Origin of the sequence: Defluviitalea raffinosedens, assembly GCF_016908775.1 — a bacterium.
GTDB classification, from domain to species: Bacteria; Bacillota; Clostridia; order Lachnospirales; family Defluviitaleaceae; genus Defluviitalea; species Defluviitalea raffinosedens.
This window is the reverse complement of the sequence record NZ_JAFBEP010000021.1, coordinates 26,284-41,483: the sequence shown is the minus strand read 5'-3', so window position 1 is coordinate 41,483 and position 15,200 is coordinate 26,284. Positions and strand designations below refer to the sequence as shown.

Genomic DNA, 15,200 nt, shown 5'->3' with positions numbered 1-15,200 from the left:
CTTAAATACTTACGTATTCGTTGTCAAATATATGGTTTCTATCCTTAATTATACTACAAATTTCGACCCTTTGTCAGTATTTTCTTATCTTTGTTACTTAATTTTATTATCGGAGAATTCTCATCATTAGTCATCCTATTTTCTACAATCAATACACTGGTATTGGGAGAAAGGGTATGCGTATGCCATACCCCCTTTTTTACATTATAAATTTTTAAAGGCTCCATAGGCCAGGCTTTAATCTCCCCAATTTCTTCTCCAGCACCCGCGGTAAAAAGGGTACAGTCTCCTTCCAGCAGCACAAAGACTTCATCAGTCTCGGTATGTTTTTGCATCGTTTCAATGCGATCAATTTCCAATTCTTCGCAGTACCTTAACAAGGCTACTCGCCATTCCATATAATCTACCATTGGCTTATAGCCTTCCCCTTTAAATTCACTGATTTCTATATCCATTCATTTTCCCCCTTGCGCCCTAAAGTCACTGTTATTTTATACACCTGATCACTTTGCAGATTTTCAATAACCTCTCTTTTGATCACAGAACTATTTTCTGTGAAATGTTCACCCAAGTTTCCTGCTATCTTCTTTACTTGGTATTCTCCATAATCCAAACCTTCTTCGTTAACATATTCCACATAAAAATGACGTTTTGCAAAATCAAAGGCAATACCTGCTCTATTGTCTTCATTAAATTGACACTTAAGAAGTTTGGGCTCAAAAGTTAAATCTCCCATTTTGCCTACAATTCCAAAAACTTGTTGGATCAGAGTAAACATAAGCCAGCTGGCTGCACCGGTCAAATAATGATACATACCTCTGCCTTTTTCATCAAAATACTCCGGGATGCCGGGATAAATTTTGCTCTTCTCAAAATCCATGCTGTGGGAATACAGAGTGTCTATTACCTTAAAACCTTCCTTTACAAAACCCCGTGAGTAAAGCGCATAAGCATACATCACTGCCATATGGCAAAAGACTGCACCATTTTCCTTATGGCCATAGGCAAAACCAAACATTCTTCCCAGGTTTAAATTCACTTCTTTAAAATCTGTGTTCAGTCGGTATCCACCTATTTCCCTGGTATACAAATATTGATCCGCTGCTTTCGTGATTAACTTAACCTGTTCATCTGTAGCCGTTCCCGACATGATTGTAAATACCTGACTGGGAAGCATCATACGAACACCTGAAGGGTGGACACCTTCCACTCTTTGTCCCAAATTATCATAATATCCGTTAAACCAAAAAGCATCTTTACCGTCACTAATCCATTCCGTGTTTCGGATATAATCTTTTATAAACTGTCCCATACCTCTTAAAATATTGCTTAAAGTCTTTGCAGATATGGAAATTGTCTCTCCCGATACCTTATGTTTGGTTGACATGCAAAATTCCATAAGGATAGATTGTCTTTTCTTATAGTCTCCATACGAATCCTCATTAGCAAGCAAAACTTCCATTTCTTTTGCCAGTTCTATTGTAGTAAAGCCTTTAGCTTCTAAAATTTCTATAAGCTCTGCTAATGTTTCCAAGTTGCTGGCATATAATGCTGTAAAAGGCACACTCTCCCCTTTATCTCTTGCCATATCAAGAGCATCATTCCAATCTGCTCCTCGAAGCCTGATATGGTTATGTTCTCCTACATCATAAAAGGCAGTTAAATGCTGCATCAATAAATGTTCTAGTATGGTACCCAGGTATGGCTTATTGTCTTGGGTTAAGCAAGTCTTTCCCTGCTCTTCTGTCCAGAGGGTATCTTTTTGTTCTCCCCGTACTGCCTGCATATCTTTAAAATAAGGAACTTTTTCCAATAGAAATTCTATGTCTCCACTTTGCTGTATGTATAAATGAGTGGTTATAAGCGGCCATACCCCATGATCCATCCATACTCTTGTAATATTATTGCGATCAGCAATAAACTCTCCTCGGTTTTTACCAATAATGGTAGCATTGGTACCGTCCATCCTTACCCCCTGGAAATTTTCTTTAAGCATCGTTCTGACTTCTCTCGGATCCATCAATAAAAGCGCCAGACAATCCTGCCATAAGTCTCTCCATCCTCTGCCACCTCTCCCATAATCATGGTGAGGCAAGAAAGAACATCCGTAGATTCTGCGCAAAATTGGCTGAATGGTTACCCAATGCATCCAATGATTAAAGTTATCATCCCCTGTTTCGAATCTTACATTGAGCTGACGCTTCCAGTATACTTTCATTTCTTCAAAAGCCTGATCATAAGCTTCTTCTGATAAATATTTTTCTCCGTAGGCAATGAAATCTTCCTTAGATCTGCCATATCCTAAAACAATAATATATGCTTTTGATTCTCCAGGCTGTAACAAAATTTCCTCAAAACCAAGGCCTCCAAAAGCTTCGTAGCCATCGATTCTGTCTCCTGCTTTCATTGGCTTTAAGCAGTCATCCTGAAGGGCTCTCGGATTTTCAAAACTGCCTCCTTCTCCTATAAAGGAATCCACTGTTGGATAAAATTTCGACGGTAAAATATCACCATTGCCGCCTAATACTCCATAAACAATTTCATTGATTTTATGTCCTCTTTCATCAAATGTCAGGGTCGGATTCACGATAATTCCCCGTTCCAAAACTTCTATACGATGCAACAGGGAAGTAACATGTCGATGATCCCTGATATTATCTGCTGAACGGCAATAAAGAGGTATAGCTGCTGCAGGCTCCAAAGTAATCGCTTCGGCCCCAATATTGGTAAGTTCTACCTTCATCAGTTCAACTTGATCATGATTTGCCGGCACGAAGGAAGTAATAATCCCTTTTAAACCAAGTGCTTTGGATATTCGGGTTATCTTATGCCATAAAAATCCTGCCTCCAGTCGGGTTTCTTCTCTGTCCCTGGAGAACTTTTGTGCCTGTTGCCAGGCAGATCTTCCCGTTACTGACCAAATAGATGTACCATTGATTTTACACCAAAAATTACGACTGCTCTTATTGTTATGCAAATCTTCACTGCTTACAGGTGACAGCAAAAAGGTATTCTGACTGGTTTTACTGTCTCCCGAAAGCTCCGGAGTAACACTGCTCATAACTCCTTCCACATTTGCCAAAGGGAAATAAAGATAACTTACTTGGTCCGGTTGATTTAAGTAAAAACTTCCATCATCAAAAAAGCAAAATTTCTCCATATTAAAATCTCCTATCCTAATATTTTTTTGCATTATATCAGATAGGAGATTTTTATAACACTCAATAATTTTCCTAAATAAGTTGTTATTTTTACTATTTTTATTTTTAAAATATATCTCAATACCATTAACTCACATGAGCCATTTTTATTCTTTCAGGCGGTATGTATTGTTCATCATATAATACTTTAGCGTTATTTTTTGTAATAAGTTCTTTTTTAACTTCATTGCCTGTTTTTTTGTCCACTATAATTCTATAAATTTCGTTATTTCTGTAATATCCATCTTCCTTTTTTTCATAATAGCTATTTTCTTCTCTGATATGATAAGCATAATCAATTGGTTTATTGCTTCTTAATTCTCCACAAAGATATTCATCGGTCGTATATACGATCAATTGAAATTCCTGTTGTGTATTGTTTATGAATTGATAGTCAAGATAGTTATACATTATAGATGTTCCCGTTCCAAATGGTATTTGCCTGCCGTAATCCGGAAACATATCAATCTGATTATGATGATGATGCTCAATAATAGTCATTGGACTGTGCAGGATCATCCAGTGAATGAGATTTGAAAACTGGCACATGCCACCCCCTATACCCTTGTCCACCTTTCCCGATTTAATCACCAGCCCCTCTTTGTATCCTTTAGCTTCTGTACACTCTCCGACCAATTTCCAAAAAGAAAAAACTTCCTGAGGCTTGATGATAATGCCATTGATTTTAGGAGCAGCCAGACTTAAATTAACAGCTTTATTGTCCTGCAGTCTCATATCTACATTACCTAATTTTCTTCTTATTAATGATTTATGCTTATAAATCGTAACAGGAAGTCTTTCCTGACTAAATGTTTCAGCATATTTTTTTCTATGAAGATACCATTCCATTTTTCTTATCCATATATTTTTAGTTACAGATATCTTATACGTTAAAGGGCTTATTTCGCAAAACAGCCTTCTGGCCATGTTACTCCTCCTCAGTTAATAGTTGACTTCCTAGTAAATGTACTTGTCTTATTTTTTATAGTACCATGCTACTTTTAAATATCTATTAAAAAAGAAAGGCATTTGTTTTAAATTGTATGACATAAAAATAACCGGGTTAAAACCCGGTTAAAAAAATAGAGAGATATAATGGAGGGATATTATAATCTCTGTTTTAATTTTTTTGTTCTAATAATTTGCGATTCTTTTCGATAAGGTTTATACGCTGTTTTGCACATTCCAATGAACGGTAAGGATCTTCCGGAGTATTGAAGGTATAATCCACCAACTTTTCAACAGTCGTTGTTGCTACAAAAACTCTGGTATCGCTGGATGCATAATAAATAAATATTTCATTTTTTTCATTTACGACAGCACCATTGCAGAAAACCACGTTGGACACATCTCCAATTCTTTCATCATCATAAGGTGCAATAAAATGTCCTCCAGGCTGTGCAATGACCTTTGTCGGATCATTCAAATCCGTTGCAAAGGTATACAGTACATATCTTAATCCTGCCGCTGTATTTCGAACCCCATGGGCAATGTGAATCCATCCTTTTGGCGTTTTAATGGGTGCTGGACCCTCTCCGTTTTTTACTTCATATACAGTATGATATTTTTTCTCATGAATAATCGTTTCTTTTTGGATAACAGGATTTAGAATATCATCGCATAAGCCAAAACATATTCCTCCTCCGGTTCCAGTAGAAATAAATCCATCCTGAGGTCTTGTATAAAATGCGTATTTACCGTCTACAAACTCCGGATGAAGCACTACATTTCTCTGTTGTGGTGACGTGGTTTTGATATTGGGAAGTCTTTCCCAGTTTTTCAGGTCTTTCGTTCTCACAAGTCCTGCCTGTGCAACTGCACTGGAAGTATCATGAGCGGGGGCATCAGGATCTTTACTTTCTGAGCAATAAATGCCGTAAATCCATCCATCCTCATGTTTTACCAGACGCATATCGTAGATATTGGTTTCTTCCTTATCAATATCTTCCCAAATAATCGGTTCTCCAATAAAACGGAAATTATCAATACCATTATCACTTTCTGCAATGGCAAAAAAAGATTTTCTGTCCAAACCTTCCACCCGTACAACCAAATAATACTTTCCATCAAGATAAATAGCACCGGGATTAAATGCAGCATTAACCCCTAACCTTTCCATAAAGTATGGATTGTCTTCTTTGCTTAAATCAAATCTCCATTCTATAGGAATATGATGACGTGTGATTACAGGGTATTTATACCGGTCATAAACTCCATTATAGAAAATTTCATTTTTTTCATTTTTTCTTGTAAGTAACTTTTCTTGTTGCTCAAGCAGTTCGTAATATTTTTCATGAATCATCATCTGCTCATCCTTTCAATCATCTCTAGGCAAAATCTTGAATTGTGATATGGGGTTTTCCAAGGCTCCGCTACAGGCCTCTTAGTTGGCTTCCCATCAGGTTCTACAGACCAGAACCATTCTCCTTCATCCCTTGAATCAATAAGATTTTCTTTGGTGTATTTCCATAAATTATCGACTAAATTCAGAAATTTTTTGTCCCCTGTTCTTTCATAGGCATTATAAAATCCTACCATGGATTCTGCCTGAACCCACCAAACACGGGTACAATCCACTTTACCTTCTTTTTCTTCATTGGCAACGGAACCATCTTCTAGTACCCCATGCTCTGCGATATTATAAGCAATATCTATAATCATTTTTGAAATGTTCTCATCCTTTAAATCCAATACTTTTACGGCTTCGTCCAGCAACCAGCTCGCTTCTATATCATGCCCATAGGATTTTAAATCCATAAGTTCCTGCCACTTTTTATCAAAAAACACTTTTTGAAACTTGGTTTCATGATCGTATATTTTTTGATAAAAAGTATAAACCAGATTTGTTAATTTTTCTTTTAGTTGCTGTGAAGGCCAAACTCTGTACAAATTTGTGTACGCCTCCAATACATGAAGATGGGTATTAGTTGTAATGTCTGATACTAGTCCATGTTCACTAAGCATTTCATTGGATCTCTCAATCCATTCCCGATTAAACTCTTCTTTATACGCTTTAGTGTGTTCATCATAGCCTTTGGTTTCAATGAGTTCATAAAGCTCCCGGGCCAATTTTAAAGCTTCAGGATGTTTAAAGGCTCTATAGAATTCACTTAAAGCATATATACCAAAGGCCTGTGTATAGATATGTTTTCTTGTATCTATTGGATTTCCTTTATGGTCTAACATCCAGTATAAACCTTTATGTACAGGATCTATTGCTTTTTGACTTAAAAATCTATAGGCATGATGTGCATAAGAAAGATATTCTTCTTTCATTGTAACTCTATAAGCAGCTGAAAAAGACCATAAAAATCTTGCTGCTGCAATGCCACCCTTGGGACCTTCCTTATTTATAGTTAAATCATAATCTACTTCTCCATAAAAACCGCCATTCTCTTCATCTTTTAATTTCATCCAGAAAGGCAAAATTTTATCTGTCAATTGCTTCTCTATTTCCTGCTTGAGTTGTCCCACTCAATCTCCTCCCTACATCTTATGGTACTCCAGTACTATCTGGCAATATTCTTTTAAGTTATACAATGTTTGAGTAAAAACCGTAAATAATTTTTTCAGCGGGTTTTCCAAAAACATCGTATCCATTATCGTAAATCGCTTTATTTTCCGGGTACAAATAAGTACTCCAGTCCCACAATCCAAACCCTTTAAGCCACTCTTTATCTCTTGTTTTTTCAAACATTACTTTGTAGTACTCTGCTTGTTCTTGTAGATTTGTCTCGCCTACATGCTCCCAATTATTAGGGATATGCCCAGAGCCTGTTCGGCTTGGGCATCCGGCTTCTGCAAAGAAAAATGGCTTGTTATATTTTTTTACCACCTTCTCAATTCGCTCTAATTGCTCATTCCAGCAATCAATGGGATAATATCCGCTGGATGAAATCACATCAACGGCATCCCACCATTTTACATAGTTTTCCTGGTATTTGTCCGTATTGTAGGATATCAGACCATGATAGATTTTTTTAACTTCTCTAATTAGCTGTCTCCATTCATTTTCTCTGCGTTCTGATTGAACCATTTCACAACCTACAATCATCATTTCGCAATTACTTTTTTGAGCAATCTCTGCATAATGGCACTGGTATTTTGTATAACTTAAAAACCAGTCTTTCCATTTAGGTTCACAAGGTACATCATGGTCAAAAAAATTAATATGCGCTCTCCATGTACCATTTCTGACATTCACCGTTGGTTTTAAAATCACTTTTAAATCCAGTTCTCTTGCATATTCAATCATATGAATGAGTTCTTCATCACTCACCATATGATCTCCTGTATAATCAATCTCTGTTGTATGAGGAGTATCCTGAAGCGCCCCTAAGGCAAAAATGACATAATTGCTATTAGTTCTTTCCTTTAGCTGACGAAGGGACTCCTTCGCTTGACAACTCAAAAAATCCCCTTTCTTATTGCCCCATCCAAATGTAAATCCTTTAATGTACTCCATTTTCTGACTCCTTTTTCGTTGCAAAATTCTAGGCAATATACTTTATTGTTTGCCATCTTGGCTGAGCAAAAATAAATTATATGTCTTCAACTGTAAAATCTTTTAAGCTGGCTGCTAATTCATCTGCCTTAGATGCAAGTATTTCTATATCTGTCAGAATCTTTTCTAAAAATCCATTCTGGTCTGCAACGGAAGCAGTTATTTCTTCTGTGGATGCCGCTGTCATTTGGGACACACTGGAAATCATATGTATGGCTTCTTCAACTTTTTCTTTAAAATCATTCATTTCTTTTACTTCATGGAGTATATCTCCAATCTGTCCGTTCAACTGACAGGAGATATTCTTAATCTCAGCAAATTCATTCACTGTACTTTTTACTGCATCATGTTGATTTCTGTTGATACCTTCTGCTCTTTTTACCACATCCATGGATTTTTGAGTTTGTACCAGAATGCGTTCTATAATGTTTTCAATTTCTTTTGTAGATTGGGCTGATTGATCTGCCAACTTGTTTACTTCATTCGCAACCACTGAAAATCCTTTGCCTGCTTCTCCTGCCCTGACTGCTTCAATAGACGCATTTAAGGACAGTAAATGTATCTTTTTTGAAATCTCTTTTAAAATAAGCACAATTTGTTTTATATCCTGCATATCATTCCCCAAGTAATTCATGGCTTTCACAACTTCTTTAGTCGCTTCATTGACGTCCTCATTTTTATGTATTAAAACTTGAGTCGTATCAATACCCTTATTGGTAATCATCTGCACATTTTCAGAAGTTCTGTTAACGTCTTCAATACACTTTACTACAAGATCAGTTTTTTGAGACAAGGATTCAACCAAATGAACGATTTTTTCAACTTGTTCTGACTGATTACATGCCCCTTCTGCCATTTCATGAATAGCATTTTCGATATCAGAAGCAATCTTTGTTGATTCTCTTACACGACATGAAATATTACTGGAAGAAGTATTAACTTCATAAGCCACTTTTGAACTTTGGCAAACCAATTCACGAATTTGCTTTACCATTTCATTAAAAGTTTCAGAAAGGATTTTAAGTTCATCATTTCGATTGACATGAGCTTTGACAGTTAAATCACCTTTTGCAGCCTGTTTCATTTTAATCATAATCATTTTCATTGTATTGGTAATCTTAAAAGTGAAAAGCATCCCAATACCCACGGCGATAACAGCAAATACAAAACCTAAAAGCAAAAGATCTTTTTCCATGGAACCTACAGAGGAAATTACATCCTCTTCATTTACCGTGTTCACAATAATCCAGCTGTCCTGCGCTTTTGTATAGGATATAACAAATCTTTCTTCGTTGTCCGTCCCAACAAAAACATCTTGTGCTTTTTCTTCTGCCCGTTCTTTAATTTCCTCAAATATTTGCATTTCTCCCACTGCTTCTTTATCATGGGATACCACTTTCCCAGTAGGGGTAATGACATAAGTACGGTAAATATTATCGCTTCTATGTACAGTTTCCAAAGCTTTTTTTAACTGAACTTCATTTACATCCATTAAAAATGCATATTCCAATCTGCCATCTTTAATAAAGCTTCCATAAGAAGTAATATATTTAACAGCACTGCTGTTGGAATTTTTGCCGATCCCTTCTTCATGATCATCGATCCAAACAGGTTTATTGCTTTTTTTGACCTTTTGGTACCATTCTACTGCCTCCAGTTTTTTTATATCCACTGTACCAAATATTTGGGGATATCCTACAAGATGACCAGTCTCAGAAACAATATATATCCCATCGATGTATTCATTGGTATTGCCTACTCTTTTTAGATTGTCCCAAATTCTGTAAATATTCTTTTTAGCTTCTTCTGTTGATTGTTCTTTCAAGGTTTTCAAAAATTCTTTAATTTCTGATTCTACAAGGATTTGTGCTCTGGAATTCTCTATTTGCCTTAAAATCAATTCAAAATACTGAGTTGTTTTTATATTGGATTCTGCCAACTGGGCTTTGGCTTCACTGACAAGTGCATTGGTTGCTGTCTCTGATGCAATATAAGTAGCAACCATCACTGGAATGAGTACGACACTTAACAGCATCAATGTCATCTGTCTGATTAAACTGTTTTTCATTTTTTTAGGTTCAGGAGCATTTGATCTTGATGTGATATTTTTCTTTGTGAAATTGAAAGGATATCGCTTAAAAAAAGCTTTTATCTTGTTCATTGATATATCCCTCTTCTCTGGATTAAATCCAATATCATATTAAAGGTATTACGGTATCCTAAATATATCCTTCGTATACATACTCCTTATTGTGCAACGAGATGTATCAGTTTTCCTTGATAATCTCCTCTTAACCCTTCTATATTAATACCTGCATACATAAGAGCCGCACCTGAATATATCTCATTGGTTCCTTCGATTCTGTACATTTTCTTTTTATCCAGTCCTTTAAGACGAATTCTTCTGCTATGATGGTTGGGTCTTGCTAAAACTTGAATATAAGTTATTAACGTCTCATTTTTATCTTTTGACACCACCTGCCAGCAATCATACTGATGATTTTCTGCATAATTTGCGATTCTATAGTAATCTCCAGTTCTTATTAAATCATTGTATTTATGATACATTTCAATTTGTTTTGGAATCATCTCTCTGTCTTCTTGAGAAATCTTAGTAATATCTAATTCATACCCGAATGTTCCGGCCAAAGCAACATAACCTCTGGTTTGAAAAGGTGTATTTCTTCCTACAATATGATTCGGACAATCACTTACATGAGCACCTATGGCAGAAAGGGGATAAAGCATAGCTGTTCCTTGCTGGATTTTTAGTCTTTCAATAGCATCTGTATCATCTGAAGCCCAAATCTGGGGACTATAATAAAGCATTCCGGGATCAAATCTTGCTCCGCCTCCTGAGCAATTCTCTAACAATACATGAGGAAATTCAGTTATGAGCCTTTCCTGTAATTCATATACCCCCAATACATATCGATGATATAGTTCTCCCTGGGATTCTGCATCTAATTTAAAACTTCCCATATCAGTAAGCTGACGATTCATATCCCATTTTACATAAGTGATGTTTGCACTTTTTAATATCTTTCGGAGACTTTCATATACGTAATCTCGCACTTCTTCTCTGGATAAATCCAGGACATACTGATTACGGCACAGACTTCCTGTCCGCCCTGGAATTTGGATAGCCCAGTCGGGATGTGATCGATATAAATCTGAATCTGGTGAAATCATTTCTGGTTCAAACCAAATGCCGAATTCCATGCCTAATTTATTGACTTCATCCACTAAATATTTAATTCCACCCTTAATCTTATTTTCATTAACTACCCAGTCTCCCAATGAAGAGTTATCGCTGTTTCTGTTGCCAAACCATCCATCATCCATTACCAACATCTCTATTCCCAGCTTTGAAGCTTCTCTTGCAATGCTAAGGAGTTTTTCTGTATCAAAATCAAAATAGGTGGCTTCCCAATTATTGATTAAGACTGGACGTTTTTTGTCTTTGAATTTTCCACGAATCAGATGATTGCGGTATAAGTCATGGAAAGTTCTTGTCATCCCTCCAATACCGGTATCAGAATATACCAGAACAACTTCAGGGGCTGTGAAAACTTCCCCTTCTCTTAATCTCCAGGAAAAATCCATTGGATGTATTCCTATAACTGTCCGTACTGTATCAAATTGAGTCAATTCTGCCTGTGCAATAAAATTCCCGGAGTATACAAAATGGAATCCATACACTTCTCCTGTATCTTCTGTGGTATTTGGAGTTGCCAGTGCAATAAACGGATGATCTTGGTGGCTGGATTCCCCTCGAACGGAAGAAGTACTTTGCTTCCCATACCCAATCTTTTTTCTTTGCACGTGTCGTTCCCTTGCCCAGGAACCATGAAGTGTAATCATATCAAAATCCATATTGTCGAAATCCACACAGGAAGAAAGTACTTTGGTAAGAAAGATATCCTCCTTATTGCAATTTCTAATTTTTACGCTTCTTGTTATGGCATCCACATCTTCAAAGGTTGTGTAGATTAGCACAACTTCCAGATTTAAAACAAAATCTCTGCAAACTAATTCCAGTGTTGTACATTGATCTGCATTCCCAAAGGTAGCTGGCAATTTCTCTAATTTGGTTTTTCCTTTATAAATGTTATGGGAAACATAAGAAAGGGAAACCGCAGTATGCCCTTCTTTTGTACGCACCTGCAAACAATCTTCTCTAAAATCTCCAAGACCATGGGTTGGATATTCCATTGGAAAACTGTCCAAAAAAGAAACTCTGTCCCTGTTGTTTTTAGAAGGTACATAAGGGGGTTCATCAATACGCATTAAATGATAAAGCCTGTGATCTTCAATTCTTTTGCCGTAGTACATATGTCCTACAAAATTTTCATCATCTACAATTCCTATTAAATAAGTGGTGGATGGGGTGTCTAATTTAAACACTCTGTCTTTTTCATAATACGTTATACCCATATATCCATCTCCTTTTCCAGTTCAATCCTTTTTTACGTAAATATAAATATGATTCGTTTCACCTTGAAACGAATCATATGGTTTTATTCCATCTTTCTTCTCTATCTTCTGCCGATTTCTGTATCCGTTTTTCTTAAAACGCTATGTTCTTTAATATATTTGACAATTTGGTCTGCTGTAGTAAATGCTAAACCAACATAACTGTCTGCTGCTCCGTAGTAAATGGCAATTCTTCCTGTCTCTCCATCACAAATCGTTGCACAAGGAAAAACAACATTCGGTACAAAACCCTGCTCTTCATACCACTCTTCCGGGGTCAGCAAGAAATTTTCACATCTGTATTTTACAACAGAAGGCTGGTTAATATCTAATATTGCACCACCCATGCTGTACACATAGCCGTTACAAGTACCAGTAACTCCATGGTAGAATAATAACCATCCTTCAGTCGTTTCAATAGGAGCCGCCCCACCTCCAATCTTTAGAGACTGCCACCATTCTTCTCCTTTTGACATAACATGACGGTGTTTGCCCCAATAAACCATATCAGGACTTTCACTCACAAAAATATCACCAAAGGGTGTATGGCCACTGTCACTGGGTCGGCTGAGCATTACAAAATTACCGTTGATTTTTCGTGGGAATAATACCGCATTACGATTAAAAGGAAGAAATGGATTTTCAATTCTTACAAATTTTTTAAAGTCTTTTGTTTTTGCCATACCAATCGCTGCACCATAAAAATCCTGACACCAAATCAGATAATAAGTATCTTCTACTTTAACCAGTCGTGGATCATAGGCGTATCTTGGCATAAATGGATTTCCATCTTCATCTTCAAACAGAATTTTTTCTTCTTCAAATTCCCAATGTATTCCATCTTTGCTTCTTCCCAAGTAAATGTGTGGAATTCCATTTACTTGTTCACCACGAAAAACACCAATAAATGCATCTTCATAGGGTATTACTGCACTATTAAAGATTCTGGCTACATTTTTTACTGGATTTCTTCCTATAATAGGATTACTTTTATATCTCCAAAACGGAGCATTAAGGATTTTCTCAGGGGGATCTTGCCATGGCATATTTTTTACCTGTGGGCAGATTAATTTCACGTCATTCATATTTTCTTAGCTCTCCTTTTCAAACATAATCATTTTATCCTTTTACAGCACCCATCGTTAATCCACTGTAAATTTGTTTCTGACACAGAATAAATATAATAAGTGCCGGTAACATTGTAATCAGTACACCTGCAGTAATGTAGTTATATTGGTTTCCATAAGGTCCGGTAAATATATATAGGGAAGTGGATACGGTTACAAGTTCTTTGGAATGCAGGTATAAATTAGCCATATAATATTCATTGTAAACACCTACTCCTTTTAAAATCATAACTGTAACAATAGCAGGTCTTAAAAGAGGAAATAAAATTTTAAAAAATATTCCAAAATAACTGCATCCGTCTACAATGGCAGATTCATCCAAAGACTTAGGGATGTTCTCAAAAAATTGGATGAATATATATATGGAAATAACATCTGTTCCTAACATAACAATAATGTATCCATATAATTTATTGATCAGTCCTAAGCCGTACATAATTTCATATACAGTAACCTGCGTTGCGATTCCTGGAATTAATGTTGCAAACAAAAACAGATTTCTTATCAATCCATTTCCACGAAATTTAAATCGGCTTAATATATATGCAAGCATGGCTCCAATCAAAACAGACCCTGTAAGTACAACAATTAATACGATGAATGTATTCCTGAACGCTACCAACATATTGGCTTTTTTCCATGCAACAATAAAATTTTCAAAGTTAGTCCAACTCTTTGGAAACGTCATAACATTCGTCGATGCATACTCTTTTTCCGTTTTAAAAGCAGTGAAAATACAAACAATTACAGGAATCGTCGTGAAAAATACACCCAAGCACAAAGAGGCATATTTTAAAAATCCCAATAAATATTTTTCAAATTTTTTCATAGCACTCATCTCTCTACCCCTTTTTGCACCTCTAGAAAACTGAACTTTTTCTGTTTTTTGGCTGCCTTGCTTTCATCTTCATCTCCGTCGGTAAATAGCCAATTAATAACGAGCTTTTGCACTATAGTACATAAAATAATAATTCCGAAAAGCACAACCGCCATAGCAGAAGCCAAACCTACTTTCTGATTTTCATGGGCAATTCTGTGCATAATTACGAAATACGTACCTGTTCCCATGGTACCATTGGTAATAACATAAGGCGGCTCAAATGCACTCAATGATCCGCTAATGGAGAGAATCATATTTAATACAACAATGGTCTTAATACTTGGTAAAATAATGTATCTGAATCTTTGCCATTTATTAGCTCCATCCAGATCTGCTGCTTCGTACATTTCTTTATCCACAGACATGATCGCACCATGGAAAAGAACCATATTCTGTCCTAAATATCTCCAGACAGATGTAGCTACCAGGGATATATTATTAATCCGTGTGTCTTTTAACCAATACGGTAAACTTTCCAAATCAAATCCAATCCATGTCAGAATGGTGTCCAATACATATCCTCTTGTATAAAAGAATCTAAAAATAAAACCAACAGCTATACCACAAACCAAATACGGAAAAAACATTGCTCCTTTAAAGAAAGACGCTCCTCTGGTTTTAAAACTTAAAATTGTCGCAAAATATAAGGCCAAAACTAACTGAACAAAAGCTCCTCCTATATAATAAAGGCTTAAGCTCAATGCTTTAAAGCAATCGTCCCGTTTAAAAACATCTATATAATTTTGCAGACCTACCCATTTTCTTGCACCAATATATTTCATGTCATAAAAGCTGAATTGGACCATTTTAAAAAAAGGAAGATAAGTAAAAACAATGAGAAGCAGCAATGGCACAAACATAAAAGTTACGATGACCAATATACGTTGTGCTTCCATACTCTTGATCCACTTTTTAAAACTAAATGTTTTTTTTACAACCAATTCACTCACGTCTTTTTGCTCCATAATGCCCCTCCTATTATAAACATGAGTCAGAAGCAGCCTCTGACTCAT

11 protein-coding genes are annotated in these 15,200 nt (G+C 36.1%); all 11 read right to left on the bottom strand.

Features of this window, described 5'->3' with window-relative positions; genetic code table 11:
- Positions 1-53: 53 nt before the first annotated feature.
- The 11 genes from JOD07_RS12775 to JOD07_RS12725 all read right to left on the bottom strand — a co-directional run bounded on the left by JOD07_RS12775 (position 54) and on the right by JOD07_RS12725 (position 15,152).
- Positions 54-455 carry a hypothetical protein gene (locus JOD07_RS12775; protein ID WP_158740389.1) on the bottom strand — a complete coding sequence of 134 codons (402 nt, stop codon included), beginning with the start codon at positions 453-455 and terminating at the stop codon, positions 54-56.
- Positions 446-3,160 (bottom strand): GH36-type glycosyl hydrolase domain-containing protein, encoded by a 2,715-nt coding sequence (locus JOD07_RS12770; protein ID WP_204614240.1) that lies wholly within the window; start codon positions 3,158-3,160, stop codon positions 446-448. Before JOD07_RS12770 ends, JOD07_RS12775 begins: the two co-directional genes overlap by 10 nt.
- A 127-nt stretch (positions 3,161-3,287) precedes the next feature.
- Positions 3,288-4,127: a VanW family protein gene (locus JOD07_RS12765; protein ID WP_204614239.1), complete on the bottom strand. Its 840-nt coding sequence runs from the start codon at positions 4,125-4,127 to the stop codon at positions 3,288-3,290.
- 193 nt (positions 4,128-4,320) lie between these two features.
- Positions 4,321-5,502, bottom strand: coding sequence for a glycoside hydrolase family 130 protein (locus JOD07_RS12760; RefSeq protein ID WP_158740387.1), 1,182 nt, complete (start codon positions 5,500-5,502; stop codon positions 4,321-4,323).
- Complete coding sequence (locus JOD07_RS12755) at positions 5,502-6,674, bottom strand: AGE family epimerase/isomerase (RefSeq protein WP_201800588.1); 1,173 nt, start codon at positions 6,672-6,674, stop codon at positions 5,502-5,504. The genes JOD07_RS12760 and JOD07_RS12755 overlap by 1 nt, the downstream gene beginning before the upstream one ends.
- Positions 6,675-6,732: 58 nt before the next feature.
- Positions 6,733-7,665 (bottom strand): glycoside hydrolase family 113, encoded by a 933-nt coding sequence (locus JOD07_RS12750; protein WP_158740386.1) that lies wholly within the window; start codon positions 7,663-7,665, stop codon positions 6,733-6,735.
- A gap of 76 nt (positions 7,666-7,741) precedes the next feature.
- A complete protein-coding gene (locus JOD07_RS12745; protein WP_204614237.1) occupies positions 7,742-9,865 on the bottom strand; it encodes a methyl-accepting chemotaxis protein in 2,124 nt (707 codons plus the stop codon).
- 86 nt (positions 9,866-9,951) lie between these two features.
- Complete coding sequence (locus JOD07_RS12740) at positions 9,952-12,141, bottom strand: alpha-galactosidase (RefSeq protein ID WP_158740384.1); 2,190 nt, start codon at positions 12,139-12,141, stop codon at positions 9,952-9,954.
- A 101-nt stretch (positions 12,142-12,242) separates the two neighbouring features.
- Positions 12,243-13,265, bottom strand: coding sequence for a glycoside hydrolase family 130 protein (locus JOD07_RS12735; RefSeq protein ID WP_158740383.1), 1,023 nt, complete (start codon positions 13,263-13,265; stop codon positions 12,243-12,245).
- 34 nt (positions 13,266-13,299) lie between these two features.
- The gene (locus JOD07_RS12730) at positions 13,300-14,145 is read right to left on the bottom strand and encodes a carbohydrate ABC transporter permease (protein ID WP_158740382.1); all 846 of its coding nucleotides are present in this window, start codon (positions 14,143-14,145) and stop codon (positions 13,300-13,302) included.
- A complete protein-coding gene (locus tag JOD07_RS12725) occupies positions 14,142-15,152 on the bottom strand; it encodes a carbohydrate ABC transporter permease (RefSeq protein WP_158740381.1) in 1,011 nt (336 codons plus the stop codon). The genes JOD07_RS12730 and JOD07_RS12725 overlap by 4 nt, the downstream gene beginning before the upstream one ends.
- Between the last annotated feature and the right edge of the window lie 48 nt (positions 15,153-15,200).

Coding starts and splice junctions, on each gene's coding strand:
- JOD07_RS12775 (WP_158740389.1), bottom strand. CDS start 455: ATGGATATAGAAATCAGTGAATTTAAAGGGGAAGGCTATAAGCCAATG.
- JOD07_RS12770 (WP_204614240.1), bottom strand. CDS start 3,160: ATGGAGAAATTTTGCTTTTTTGATGATGGAAGTTTTTACTTAAATCAA.
- JOD07_RS12765 (WP_204614239.1), bottom strand. CDS start 4,127: ATGGCCAGAAGGCTGTTTTGCGAAATAAGCCCTTTAACGTATAAGATA.
- JOD07_RS12760 (WP_158740387.1), bottom strand. CDS start 5,502: ATGATTCATGAAAAATATTACGAACTGCTTGAGCAACAAGAAAAGTTA.
- JOD07_RS12750 (WP_158740386.1), bottom strand. CDS start 7,665: ATGGAGTACATTAAAGGATTTACATTTGGATGGGGCAATAAGAAAGGG.
- JOD07_RS12745 (WP_204614237.1), bottom strand. CDS start 9,865: ATGAACAAGATAAAAGCTTTTTTTAAGCGATATCCTTTCAATTTCACA.
- JOD07_RS12740 (WP_158740384.1), bottom strand. CDS start 12,141: ATGGGTATAACGTATTATGAAAAAGACAGAGTGTTTAAATTAGACACC.
- JOD07_RS12735 (WP_158740383.1), bottom strand. CDS start 13,265: ATGAATGACGTGAAATTAATCTGCCCACAGGTAAAAAATATGCCATGG.
- JOD07_RS12730 (WP_158740382.1), bottom strand. CDS start 14,145: ATGAGTGCTATGAAAAAATTTGAAAAATATTTATTGGGATTTTTAAAA.
- JOD07_RS12725 (WP_158740381.1), bottom strand. CDS start 15,152: ATGGAGCAAAAAGACGTGAGTGAATTGGTTGTAAAAAAAACATTTAGT.